This is a genomic window from Pantoea sp. MHSD4 (genome assembly GCF_021043305.1).
Taxonomy (GTDB): domain Bacteria; phylum Pseudomonadota; class Gammaproteobacteria; order Enterobacterales; family Enterobacteriaceae; genus Pantoea; species Pantoea eucalypti.
In genome coordinates this window covers 476,708-488,990 of sequence record NZ_JAJNDH010000003.1, presented here as the reverse complement: position 1 = coordinate 488,990, position 12,283 = coordinate 476,708, and the positions used below count along the sequence as shown (strand labels likewise).

Genomic DNA, 12,283 nt, shown 5'->3' with positions numbered 1-12,283 from the left:
GTTGAGAGCGCCATGAAACCCACCACGATTTCACATCTGCGTCAGGCGAAAGCCAGCGGTAAAAAGTTCGCGACGCTGACCGCCTACGATTTCAGTTTTGCCCGTCTGTTTGCCGATGAAGGTATTCAGGTGTTGCTTGTTGGTGATTCACTGGGAATGACGGTGCAGGGGCACGACTCCACGCTGCCGGTCACGGTCAGCGATATCGCTTATCACACCACCGCCGTACGCCGGGGTGCGCCGCAGGCACTGCTGCTCGCCGATCTGCCATTTATGAGTTATGCCACGCCACAGCAGACCTTTGAGAGTGCCGCACAGCTGATGCGTGCCGGCGCCAATATGGTGAAACTGGAAGGCGGCAGCTGGCTGGCTGAGACCGTGCAGATGCTGACCGAACGGGCCGTGCCGGTGTGTGGTCACCTTGGCCTGACGCCACAGTCGGTAAATATCTTTGGTGGCTATAAAGTACAGGGGCGTGATGAAGCAGGCGCAGAGCAGCTGCTGGCCGATGCACTGGCACTGGAAGCCGCTGGCGCGCAGTTGATGGTGCTGGAGTGCGTACCGGTGTCGGTGGCGCAGCAGATTACCGACGCACTCACGATACCGGTGATTGGCATTGGTGCCGGTAACGTCACCGATGGTCAGATTCTGGTCATGCATGACGCGCTGGGCGTGACTGGCGGTCACATTCCCAAATTTGCTAAAAATTTCCTGGCGGAGACCGGCGATGTTCGCGCGGCGATTCGCCACTATATCGCCGAAGTCGAGGCCGGTACCTACCCGGCGGCAGAGCACAGTTTCCAGTAATCCAGGAGAGTCACCGTGTTGATCATTGAAACGCTGTTGATGCTGCGCCAGGAAGTCCGTCGCTGGCGTCAGCAGGGTAAACGCATTGCGCTGGTGCCGACCATGGGCAACCTGCATGAAGGCCATCTGACACTGGTGGATGAAGCGCGCGCCCGCGGCGACATCGTCATTGTCTCGATCTTTGTCAATCCCATGCAGTTCGATCGCGAAGATGACCTCGCGCGCTATCCGCGCACGCTGCAGGAAGATTGTGAAAAGCTGAACCGTCACCAGGTGGATGTGGTTTTTGCGCCTGCACCGGCTGAAGTCTATCCGCAGGGTACCCAGAATCAGACCTTTGTTGAGGTGCCGGTGCTCTCTTCCCTGCTGGAAGGCGCGATGCGACCAGGCCATTTTCGCGGCGTGGCGACCATCGTCAGCAAACTGTTTAATCTGGTGCAGCCCGATATTGCCTGTTTCGGTGAAAAGGATTTTCAGCAACTGGCTATCATTCGTAAGATGGTGGCCGATATGGGCTTTGACATTGAGATTGTGGGTGTGCCCACCGTGCGGGCTAAAGATGGCCTGGCGCTGAGTTCACGCAACGGCTACCTGACAGCCGATGAGCGTAAGCTGGCACCGTTGCTGAGCCAGGTAATGCGTCAGATGGCGACACGGCTGGAGAATGGCGAGCGTCAGATTGACGAGATCATCGAGGCCGCCAGCGAGGCACTGCTGGCGCAGGGATTGCGTCCTGATGGCCTGGCGATTTGTGATGCGGACACACTGCAGCCGCTGACGGTGGACAGTCAGCGCGCGGTGGTACTGATGGCCGCCTGGCTGGGTAAAGCCCGCCTGATTGATAATCAAACTGTTGACCTGACGCTATAACTCTTTCTGCGGCAGGTTGTTTTATTTCTCTGACAAGGTTTCTGGCTATGATTCGCACTGTTCTGCAAGGCAAATTGCACCGCGTCAAGGTGACGCAGGCGGACCTCAACTATGAAGGTTCCTGCGCTATCGATCAGGATTTCCTGGATGCTTCCGGCATTCTGCAATATGAAGCGATTGATATTTATAACGTCACCAATGGCCAGCGCTTTTCCACCTACGCTATCGCGGCTGAGCGCGGATCGAAAATCATTTCAGTCAACGGTGCAGCAGCCCGCTGCGCCTGCGAGGGCGATATATTAATTATCTGCTCCTATGTGCAGGTTGAGGATGCCGAAGCGCGTCAGTGGCTGCCTAAAGTCGCCTATTTTGAAGGTGACAACCAGATGAAACGTCTGGCGAAAGCACTGCCAGTACAGATCGCCTGATTAATCGTTTATCTAAAAAAAGGGCCGCCGATAAAACGGTGGCCCTTTTCAATTCTGCTCCAGCAATTAAACCGGTTTGGTTGTCATCGGCTTTGATGACTTTTTCATCGTAAAGAGGAAATTAAACCAGCCGTGTTTTCTCATCAGACATAATGTCCACGGCAATGCCAGCGCTACCAGAAACGCTGAAATAAACTTCAGGTCATTTACCCAGGCTGACGGGCTTTCAAACTTCACAATCTTGCTGAAGAACTGAATCGCCAGATAATGTGACAGGTAGAAGACAATAGAGTTGACGCCAATGTAGTAAACCAGGTCAGATTTCAGCTTAAGCGCAATCCAGACAAAAAACGGAACCGACAATAGTGCCAGCGGTGATAATAACGCCTGGGAATGACGTTCCAGTATAAAGATATTCAGGCAGGAAAGAAGTACAAAACTCACTACTGAAATCAGCAGCGTCGGACCATGCTGCACTTTCTCTGCAATATCCACCTGCTTTCTCACTACGTAATCGCCGAGATAGAAGAAGACAAACAGATAAAGCGATTTGTTGATGTGCGTATTGTCGAAGCTGGCAAACACGCCATCCGCCTCAATCGCCGGCAGCGCCCAGCTCAGCGTCATACAGACGGCAAACACCAGCAGGAATGGCAGGTGACGCGCAAAGATAATCACAATAAAGAAAATAAACAGTGAATGCAGGAACCAGGTCATATCACCGCCACCGGTCAGGTGGGAGAGAATAATATTCATCGGTGATTGCGGCGTATTAGCCATTGAGCTGAACAGGATTTTTAATCCGCCGTAGACGGCTACCCAGACCACAAAAGGATAGAGAATACTGCGTACTTTGTTATTAAAAAAAGGCCCCAGGCCTTTTCTCAACCCTGCATCGACAAATAAACCCGAAACAAAGAACATCAGCCCCAGTCTTACCGGTGCCAGCATCTCGTTCAACAGGCTGCTAAAGGCGGTAAAATGTCCGGCGTTATTATGTACGGCGATAGTGCTGTGCAAAAAAATGATTGCGAGAATACTTAATCCCCGCAGATTATCGATCCACGTTATACGATTCATCTTTTCCTGCCTTTTATTAAAAACTGGCCCTGAATTCGATGCCATTTTTCTTATTGAGAACATCCCAAGCCCACCCTTTCATCCCTGAGCAGAGGAATAACCTTATTCCGGCGGTATTTTGATAATTCGTAATAAAATAAACAACAGTCAGAACTTAAGGCTATTCTTAAAAAAAATTTAACAGTTAAGAATCATTAAGATAGAGAAAGGTGTCAGATTATTATCAGATAATACTTAGGGTTATTTTTTGTGAGAAAGGATGTAAGCGAGGCGCCAGGCGGCTTCAGTGGCATAACAGAAACGTCAGGGTGGGTTTCAGGGGGAATTTTAAGGCCAGCCAGAACCGCAGGTATGGATGTTTTTTACTCAGCAAAAAAAAGCCACGCCCTTATCGAAGCGTGGCCCTTATGATTCAGGTTAACGTCAGGTGCGTAATCCGCGCCCGCGCTGTATCAGCGCATAGACCAGCCAGTAGAACACCAGAATAAAGGCCACCAGTACCGTGAGCGTAAACACCAGCGGCACATCGTTAATGCCCAAGAAGCCATAACGGAATCCGCTAATCATATAAACGATTGGATTCAGTTTAGAGACCGCCTGCCAGATTGGCGGGAGCAGACTCAGTGAATAGAATACGCCGCCCAGATAAGTCAGTGGCGTCAGCACAAAGGTCGGGATCAGGCTGATATCGTCAAAGGTGCGGGCAAACACGGCGTTCAGCAGGCCGGCCAGTGAAAACAGAATGGCGGTCAGCAGCAGCGTGATCGCGACCATCGACCAGGAGTGCACCTGAAACGGCACAAAGAACAGCGAGATCGCCGTCACCAGAATGCCCACGCAGACACCACGCGCTACGCCACCGCCAACATAACCGGCAATAATAATGTGGGTCGGCACCGGTGCAACCAACAGCTCTTCAATGTTGCGCTGGAACTTGGCGCTAAAGAACGACGACGCCACGTTGGCATAGGCGTTGGTGATCACCGCCATCATGATCAATCCCGGCACGATGAACTGCATATAGCTGAAGCCATGCATCTCACCGATACGCGAACCAATCAGGTTGCCGAAGATGATGAAATAGAGCGTCATGGTGATGACCGGCGGCACCAGCGTCTGGATCCAGATGCGGGCGAAACGGTTAACCTCTTTGGCCCAGATACTTTTCAGCGCCACCCAGTACAAATGTGTCATGCTTTTGCTCCTGTTTTTCCCTGCGTCGTCAGGCCAACGAACAGCTCTTCCAGACGGTTGGCTTTATTGCGCATACTCAGCACATGCACTCCCTGCGCGCTCAGCTGACTAAAGACGCTGTTGAGGCCCTGCTCACGCAGCACTTCCACTTCAAGCGTTGAGGTGTCAGTCAGCCGGTACTGAAACCCTTCCAGCGAGGGCAGCGGACTGCGCGGTGCCAGATCCAGGATAAAGGTTTCTGATTTGAGCTTGGACAGCAGCCCTTTCATCGAGGTGTTCTCCACCAGCTCACCGCTCTGGATAATGCCGATGTTGCGACACAGCATCTCCGCTTCTTCCAGATAATGGGTGGTGAGAATGATGGTGGTGCCTTTGGCATTAAGATCTTTCAGGAACACCCACATGGAGCGGCGCAGTTCGATATCCACGCCAGCGGTCGGCTCATCCAGAATCAGCAGTTTAGGCTCATGCATCAGCGCGCGGGCGATCATCAGACGACGTTTCATGCCGCCGGAGAGCATGCGCGCACGTTCGGTGCGTTTGCCCCACAGATCAAGCTGCTTCAGATACTTCTCCGCACGCTCATTGGCTTCACGACGCTCAACGCCGTAGTAGCCCGCCTGACTCACGACAATCTGCATCACCGTCTCAAACGGGTTGAAGTTAAACTCCTGCGGCACCAGGCCGAGCTGGCGTTTGGCATTCACCACATCTTTTTCCAGATCGTAGCCAAACACCCGCACGCTGCCTTCGGATTTATTAACCAGCGAGCTGATAATGCCGATGGTGGTGGATTTGCCGGCACCGTTTGGCCCCAGCAGTGCATAAAAGTCACCCGCTTCAACGTTAAGATCGATGCCCTTCAGCGCCTGCACGCCGCCGGGATAGGTCTTGGTCAGCCGGGAAAGTTCCAGTGCATAAGTCATTCTGCATCCATACCCTGTTTTGGTGGCATTGCAATGCCGTTTAAATTTATCAGACCCTGGCATATAGTACGCGCGCGCACTTTGCGCAGTAACCGGTCGCTCAACGCCATGACAGACATTAATACCCTGATCAGAAACAACCGCGAATGGTCAAAATTACTGGTTGAAGAAGATCCCAGCTTTTTTGAGCGTCTCGCCCAGGCACAAAAACCGCGCTTTCTGTGGATTGGCTGCTCTGATAGCCGTGTCCCTGCCGAACGCCTGACCGGACTGGAACCTGGCGAACTTTTTGTTCACCGCAACGTTGCCAATCTGGTGATCCACACTGACCTGAACTGTCTGTCCGTGGTGCAGTACGCTATTGAAGTGCTGGAAGTGGAACACGTTATCGTGTGCGGCCACTACGGCTGCGGCGGTGTGCAGGCGGCAATGGATAACCCGGAGCTGGGATTAATCGACAACTGGCTGCTGCACATCCGCGACCTCTGGTACAAGCATAGCGTGTTGCTGGGGGAACTCCCGCCGGATAAGCGCCTGGACAAACTGTGCGAAATCAACGTTATTGAACAAGTCTATAACCTGGGTCACTCGACCGTGCTGCAATCTGCCTGGAAACGCGGCAAAGATGTCTCCCTGCACGGCTGGGTCTATGGCATTCAGGACGGCTGCCTGCGTAACCTTAATGTCACGGCAAACAGCCGGGAGATCCTCGAACAGCGCTACCGTAATGGCATTGCTAATCTGCGGATGAACGGCGAATCCTGAGCCGATCGCGGCGTAAAGCGCGACATAGCCTACACCAGCTAACCGGTGCAGGCCTTGGAAGAATGTGCGGTCAGAGCGGGATCAGGATTCCAGCGGCACCACTTTGCCGATATAAGGCAGATGGCGATAGTGCTGAGCATAGTCGATACCAAAGCCCACCACGAACTCGTCCGGAATCGCAAAGCCGACATACTCAACGTTTACCTCGACTTCACGGCGCTCTGGCTTATCCAGCAGGGTACAGATCGCCAGTGATTTTGGCTGACGCAGCTGCAGAATCTCACGTACTTTGCTCAGGGTGTTACCCGAGTCGATGATATCTTCGACGATCAGCACATCCTTGCCACGAATGTCTTCATCAAGATCTTTCAGGATTTTCACATCACGTGTGCTGGACATGCCGCTGCCGTAACTGGAAGCCGTCATAAAGTCGACTTCATGCGGCACATCAATGGCGCGGCAGAGATCAGCCATGAACATGAATGAGCCGCGCAGCAGCCCTACCAGCACCATATCGCTGCCGCTGTCGCGGTAGTGCTCGTTAATCTCTTTGCCCAGTTCAGCGATGCGCGTGGCGATTGCCTGTTCAGGGATCATCACTTCAACAGTGTGTTTCATTGCGTTCAGCCCGGTTACGTCAGAAAGCCCCGAAGTCTATCACAGACGCAGCCGCGACGGCTGTGCGGCACCCGAAGCAAACGATTACGTCGCGAAATTTATCACACAGGGTCTGCAGGTCACAGAATTGCGCATTACCTTAGAACATTCTGGCATTTACCAGCATGATTCGCTGCATGGTAGCCTTTATCCAACAGATCGTTACTCTACTCGCGCCGCTGGCCGGAGATCACAATGACTTCATATTCAGGCAAAAAAACGCATATTGGCGACAGGCCACTTCACCCTGAAACTCAGATGCTGAACTATGGCTATGATCCCCGCCTCTCTGAAGGTGCGGTGAAGCCGCCCGTGTTTCTGACGTCGACATTTGTCTTCGACAGCGCCGAAGAGGGGCGGGACTTCTTTGACTACGTTTCTGGCCGACGTGAGCCACCGGAAGGCAAATCTGGTGGTCTGGTCTATTCCCGCTTTAATCACCCTAACAGCGAAATTGTTGAAGATCGGCTGGCGGTTTATGAGCAGGCAGAAAGCTGTTCGCTTTTCTCTTCCGGCATGGCCGCCATCTCCACTGCTCTGCTGACGTTTGCCCGTCCAGGCGAGGTGATCCTGCACTCCCAGCCGCTCTATGGCGGCACCGAAACGCTGCTCAGCAAAACGCTTCACAATCTGGATATTCAGGCCGTGGGTTTCAGCGACGGTAATGATAAAGTCAAAGTGAGGGATGCCGCTCAGCAGGCGATGGCGCAGGGCCGGGTGGCGGTGATCCTGATTGAAACGCCGGCGAATCCCACCAACAGCCTGGTCAATATCCGCCTGATGGCGCGTATTGCCGATGAGATTGACCAGCAGCAGGGTTCACGACCCATTATCGCCTGTGACAACACCCTGCTCGGCCCGCTGTTCCAGCAGCCGCTGACGCTGGGCGCTGACCTGTCGCTTTATTCGTTAACCAAATATGTAGGCGGTCACTCTGACCTTATTGCGGGTGCCGCAATGGGCAGTAAGGCGCTGATGGCGAAAGTGCGCGCCCTGCGCAGCGCCATCGGCACGCAGCTGGATCCGCACTCAAGCTGGATGCTTAGCCGCTCGCTGGAAACCCTGTCGCTGCGGATGGAGAAAGCTTTTCAAAATGCGGAAGCGGTCGCGGCGTTTCTGCGCGATCACCCGAAAGTGGCGAAGCTGCACTGGCTACCTTATCTGGATGCGGAGAGCGCCGAAGGGAAGACTTATCGTGAACAGTGCAGCGGCGCGGGTTCAACCTTCTCATTTGATATCACCGGCGGCCAGGCTGCGGCGTTCCGTTTTCTCAATGCGCTGTCACTGTTTAAGCAGGCGGTGAGCCTGGGCGGTACCGAGTCGCTGGCCAGCCATCCTGGCAGTACCACCCACTCCGGCGTGCCGCAGGCGGTGCGTCAGCGTATTGGTATCACTGACGCCACGGTGCGGCTGTCGATTGGCATCGAGAACGCCGGCGACCTGATTGAAGACATCAAACTGGCGCTCGATCAGGTGTAATCAGCTCACGGTAAAGCCCAGCATCATGCCGGTATCTTCATGCTCCAGCAGATGGCAATGGGCCATGTAAGCGTGTTCGGCGGCGGCGACATAATTGAAGCGTACCAGCACTTCACTGCGCCAGCCGTCGACATTCACCATATCTTTCCAGCCCTGCCGATGCGGAGCGGGCGGTTTGCCATTTTCAGAGAGAATACGGAACTGAGTGCCATGAATGTGGAACGGATGCAGCATGGCATCGCCCTCCCCTGAAATCGTCCATTTTTCATAATCACCCAGTTTCACCGCAAACGACGGTTTTTTCATGTCAAAGGCCTGGCCGTTGATCTTGTTGCCGTTGTGGAAATCGTAACCGGCGGGCGGCGCATTGCCGTGCATGCTGTGATCCATACCTTCCATGTTTTCCATACCTTCCATACCGTCCATCGGCTCTGCCGCCTTTTTCTTCGGCGTCTGCGGCATCGAATGATGACCGCCCTTGCCCATCGCTTTCTCGCCGTAGCGCTGCATCAATGCCTGCATGCCCTGCTGGTCCAGTTGCGGATCCATCATCAGTTGCAGCCAGCGTGTCGTCAGTCCGTCGGTGGCCGGCAGCGCGGGCAGCGTCGCCAGCCGATCCGGCAGCGTGGCGCTGGCCATCACCCGCAGCGGCAGGATCTGCACCAATGGCAACGGCTGGTCAAACGGCGGTAGCGTCATGCCCATCTGCTCTGTCGGCAGCGTGACCAGATCAAAGGCCTTGCCATCAGAGGTATCAATCATTACCTCAAAACGTTCGCCCGGCAGGAGCGGTAACGCGTCGAGCTTTACGGGCTCAGCCAGCAGACCGCCATCGCTGGCGATGATATAAAGAGGACGTTTATCACTGGCGGCAATGTTCAGCGAACGGGCGTTACAGCCGTTGAGTAGCCTCAGACGCATCCAGCCCCGCGGTACTGCATGCTGCGGATACTGCACGCCGTTGGTCAGCATCATGTCGCCAAACCAGCCCACCGCGGCGCGCATCACGTCGAGCTGATAATCAATATGGCTGCCATCTTTGGTCAGCTGCTTATCCTGGAAAATCAGCGGCACATCATCCACGCCCCACTGCGAAGGCAAGCGCAGCGTTCCGCTCTCTTTGTCTTCCAGCAGGATCAGGCCCGCCAGCCCCTGTGCCACCTGATGCCCGGTCTTACCGTGCAAATGCGGGTGATACCAGCAGGTGGCGGCGGGTTGATCGGGCGTAAAAGAGACCTGACGCGAACCACCAGGCGCAATCACCGCTTGCGGGCCGCCATCGACGGCGCCGGGGATTTCCAGACCGTGCCAGTGCAGGGTGGTCGCCTCATTGAGGCGGTTATAGATGTTGACCGTAACCGGTTTACCACTCTGCATCTTCAGCACCGGTCCCAGCAGGCTGCCGTTATAGCCCCAGGTCGGCACCGCTTTGCCGTTCCACTGGGTGGTGCCCTGCATCGCGGTGAGGCTGTAGCTTCCCCTGGCATCAGGTTCCAGCAGCGACGGGATCGGCAACAGTGGACGGGTGGCCGCCATCAGCGAACGGCTCCAGAGCGGCAAAGCTCCGGCTGCACTCAGTGTGGCGGTGAGTTTCAGGAAATGGCGACGTTGCATGGTGATCATCCTTGTGGCATCAGTGCAGACAGCCTAAACCCTGACCTTATGGGAAGGTCAAGTCTTACCCGTGAGAATCTGACGAAAAAAGGCGGTACAGCGCCCTGCAGCGCCAAATTAATCGAAAATCTGAGAATAACTGTGCTAACGTCATGAGCAATATCCATTGAAGAGAAAGACTATGAAGCAAAGTATCAGGATCCTGCTGTTGACGGGACTCCTTGGCTTCTCCTCCACCAGTTTTGCCCTGAGTGAATCCGAAGCGGAAGATCTGGCTGATCTCACGGCGGTTTTCGTCTATCTGAAAAATGATTGTGGCTATCAGGATTTACCGGACGCGCAGATTCGCAAAGCGCTGGTCTTTTTTGCTCAGCAGAACCGCTGGGATTTAAGTAATTACAGCAACTACAACATGAAGGCGCTGGGCGAAGATAGCTATCGCGATCTCAGCGGCATCGCCATCACCAACGATAAAAAATGTAAGTCACTGGCCCGCGATTCCCTGAGCCTGCTGGCCTACGTCAGGTAACAGCTCTGCCCTCTGCAGCCGGACATTGACCGTGCAACGGCGGTCAGTGTTAGCTATCATGTGCCGCCCATCTTCATGGCGATGTCATCAGAGGAGAGCACCATGGCCCAAAATGAAACGTGGTATGAAACCCTTCATGCTGGTTTTGGCCAGTATTTCACGGTAGACAAAGAGCTTTACCGTGAAAAGACTGCGCATCAGGATTTAATCATTTTCGAAAATGCCGCAATGGGCCGTGTTATGGCGCTGGACGGCGTTGTTCAGACCACCGAACGCGACGAATTTATCTATCATGAAATGATGACTCACGTTCCACTGCTGGCGCATGGCGCGGCGAAGAGCGTCCTGATTATCGGCGGCGGCGATGGCGCAATGCTGCGTGAAGTATCACGTCATCCTGAAGTCGAAAAGATTACTATGGTGGAGATCGATGCGGGCGTCGTAACCTTCTGTCGCCAGTATCTGCCAAACCACAGTGCAGGCGCCTATGACGACCCACGCTTTACGCTGGTGATTGATGACGGCGTTAATTTCGTCAATCAGACCCAGGAAAAATTCGATGTCATCATCTCTGACTGTACGGATCCAATTGGTCCGGGCGAGAGTCTGTTTACCTCCGAATTTTATGCGGGTTGCAAAGCGTCCCTTAATGAAAATGGCATCTTCGTGGCGCAGAATGGCGTCTGCTTCCTTCAGCAGGATGAAGCCGTCAACAGCCATCGCAAGCTGAGCCACTATTTTGGCGATGTCAGTTTCTATCAGGCGGCGATTCCGACCTACTACGGCGGTATTATGACCTTTGCCTGGGCGAGTGATAATCCGGCGCTGCGCCAGCTTGATACCGCCACTCTGCAGACACGTTTCAAGGCTGCTGGCCTGACCTGCCGTTATTACACACCAGCGATTCATACCGGCAGCTTTGCTCTGCCTCAATATCTGTTAAATGCTTTATCTGCCGCGTGCTGATCGGGCATTTTTAAGGGGTTAACAAAATTGCAAAAGCTAAAACTACATGGCTTCAATAACCTGACGAAAAGCCTGAGTTTTTGTATTTACGATATCTGTTACGCGAATACTGAAGCTGAACGCGATGGTTACATCGCCTACATTGATGAACAATATAACGCTAACCGGTTGACGGAAATCCTGACGGAGACCTGCTCAATTATCGGGGCTAACGTGCTCAACATTGCACGCCAGGATTATGAACCGCAGGGAGCCAGCGTCACGATTCTGGTCAGTGAAGAGCCGATCGATCCCAAAGATATCGATAACTCCGAGCATCCAGGCCCGCTGCCAAACTCGGTAGTGGCGCATCTCGATAAAAGCCATATCTGCGTGCATACCTATCCGGAGAGCCACCCGGAAGGCGGACTTTGCACTTTCCGCGCCGATATCGAAGTCTCAACCTGTGGCGTGATTTCACCGCTTAAGGCGCTGAACTATCTGATCCACCAGCTGGAGTCAGATATTGTCACCGTCGATTACCGGGTGCGCGGTTTTACCCGTGATGTGAAAGGGATGAAGCACTTTATCGATCACGAGATCAATTCGATTCAGAACTTCATGTCTGACGATATGAAAGCGATGTATGACATGGTGGATGTGAATGTCTATCAGGAGAACATCTTCCACACCAAGATGTTGCTGAAAGAGTTCGACCTGAAACACTACCTGTTTAACACCCGCCCGGAAGATCTCAGCCCGCAGGAGCATAAGCGTATTACTGACCTGCTGTGGAAAGAGATGCGGGAGATCTACTACGGCAGAAACATTCCCTCAGTGGGCCTGAAGAGCCTGTAATGGATTAGCACGCAGCGTTAGCGCAAGCCTGCCTTTGTGAATCGTGCGTCAAAGACCCTTATCTGACCGGCAGTCGGTAACGACATCGGTCAGATTCTCCTCTGGTTAGCTGACAAACCAGGAGCCGCACC

The 12,283-nt window shown here is 53.9% G+C and carries 13 protein-coding genes; 8 read left to right on the top strand and 5 right to left on the bottom strand.

The window, feature by feature from the left end; all coding sequences use genetic code 11:
• Positions 1 to 12: 12 nt before the first annotated feature.
• From panB to panD, 3 genes are read left to right on the top strand one after another with little or no spacing between them, the layout of a single operon-like run.
• Positions 13 to 807 carry a 3-methyl-2-oxobutanoate hydroxymethyltransferase gene (panB, locus tag LQK91_RS12715; RefSeq protein WP_008925611.1) on the top strand — a complete coding sequence of 265 codons (795 nt, stop codon included), beginning with the start codon at positions 13 to 15 and terminating at the stop codon, positions 805 to 807.
• Between the two features lie 15 nt (positions 808 to 822).
• Positions 823 to 1,677 carry a pantoate--beta-alanine ligase gene (gene panC, locus LQK91_RS12710; protein WP_105099564.1) on the top strand — a complete coding sequence of 285 codons (855 nt, stop codon included), beginning with the start codon at positions 823 to 825 and terminating at the stop codon, positions 1,675 to 1,677.
• Between the two features lie 47 nt (positions 1,678 to 1,724).
• Positions 1,725 to 2,105, top strand: a complete 381-nt coding sequence (gene panD, locus LQK91_RS12705; protein WP_008925609.1) for an aspartate 1-decarboxylase — start codon at positions 1,725 to 1,727, stop codon at positions 2,103 to 2,105.
• A gap of 66 nt (positions 2,106 to 2,171) precedes the next feature.
• Here the strand turns inward: panD and LQK91_RS12700 are convergent, their stop codons facing one another.
• The 3 genes from LQK91_RS12700 to LQK91_RS12690 form a co-directional block, all read right to left on the bottom strand.
• Positions 2,172 to 3,185, bottom strand: a complete 1,014-nt coding sequence (locus LQK91_RS12700; RefSeq protein WP_039658743.1) for an acyltransferase family protein — start codon at positions 3,183 to 3,185, stop codon at positions 2,172 to 2,174.
• 423 nt (positions 3,186 to 3,608) lie between these two features.
• The gene (locus LQK91_RS12695) at positions 3,609 to 4,379 is read right to left on the bottom strand and encodes an ABC transporter permease (RefSeq protein ID WP_003854661.1); all 771 of its coding nucleotides are present in this window, start codon (positions 4,377 to 4,379) and stop codon (positions 3,609 to 3,611) included.
• Positions 4,376 to 5,305, bottom strand: a complete 930-nt coding sequence (locus LQK91_RS12690) for an ABC transporter ATP-binding protein (RefSeq protein ID WP_003854662.1) — start codon at positions 5,303 to 5,305, stop codon at positions 4,376 to 4,378. Before LQK91_RS12690 ends, LQK91_RS12695 begins: the two co-directional genes overlap by 4 nt.
• 108 nt (positions 5,306 to 5,413) lie before the next feature.
• Between LQK91_RS12690 and can the strand changes: the two genes are divergently transcribed.
• The gene (can, locus tag LQK91_RS12685; RefSeq protein WP_003854664.1) at positions 5,414 to 6,070 is read left to right on the top strand and encodes a carbonate dehydratase; all 657 of its coding nucleotides are present in this window, start codon (positions 5,414 to 5,416) and stop codon (positions 6,068 to 6,070) included.
• Between the two features lie 81 nt (positions 6,071 to 6,151).
• Here the strand turns inward: can and hpt are convergent, their stop codons facing one another.
• Positions 6,152 to 6,688: a hypoxanthine phosphoribosyltransferase gene (gene hpt, locus LQK91_RS12680; protein ID WP_105099563.1), complete on the bottom strand. Its 537-nt coding sequence runs from the start codon at positions 6,686 to 6,688 to the stop codon at positions 6,152 to 6,154.
• 234 nt (positions 6,689 to 6,922) lie between these two features.
• Between hpt and LQK91_RS12675 the strand changes: the two genes are divergently transcribed.
• Positions 6,923 to 8,206, top strand: a complete 1,284-nt coding sequence (locus tag LQK91_RS12675; RefSeq protein ID WP_105099562.1) for a cystathionine gamma-synthase family protein — start codon at positions 6,923 to 6,925, stop codon at positions 8,204 to 8,206.
• Here the strand turns inward: LQK91_RS12675 and cueO are convergent, their stop codons facing one another.
• Positions 8,207 to 9,820 carry a multicopper oxidase CueO gene (gene cueO, locus LQK91_RS12670; RefSeq protein ID WP_003854669.1) on the bottom strand — a complete coding sequence of 538 codons (1,614 nt, stop codon included), beginning with the start codon at positions 9,818 to 9,820 and terminating at the stop codon, positions 8,207 to 8,209.
• A gap of 181 nt (positions 9,821 to 10,001) precedes the next feature.
• Here cueO and LQK91_RS12665 point away from each other — a divergent pair, with 181 nt between their 5' ends.
• The 3 genes from LQK91_RS12665 (at position 10,002) to speD (ending at position 12,152) form a co-directional block, all read left to right on the top strand.
• Positions 10,002 to 10,349: a YacC family pilotin-like protein gene (locus LQK91_RS12665; RefSeq protein WP_003854673.1), complete on the top strand. Its 348-nt coding sequence runs from the start codon at positions 10,002 to 10,004 to the stop codon at positions 10,347 to 10,349.
• A 102-nt stretch (positions 10,350 to 10,451) separates the two neighbouring features.
• Complete coding sequence (gene speE, locus LQK91_RS12660) at positions 10,452 to 11,315, top strand: polyamine aminopropyltransferase (protein WP_008925603.1); 864 nt, start codon at positions 10,452 to 10,454, stop codon at positions 11,313 to 11,315.
• 27 nt (positions 11,316 to 11,342) lie between these two features.
• The gene (speD, locus tag LQK91_RS12655) at positions 11,343 to 12,152 is read left to right on the top strand and encodes an adenosylmethionine decarboxylase (RefSeq protein WP_078804736.1); all 810 of its coding nucleotides are present in this window, start codon (positions 11,343 to 11,345) and stop codon (positions 12,150 to 12,152) included.
• The last annotated feature ends 131 nt before the right edge of the window (positions 12,153 to 12,283 follow it).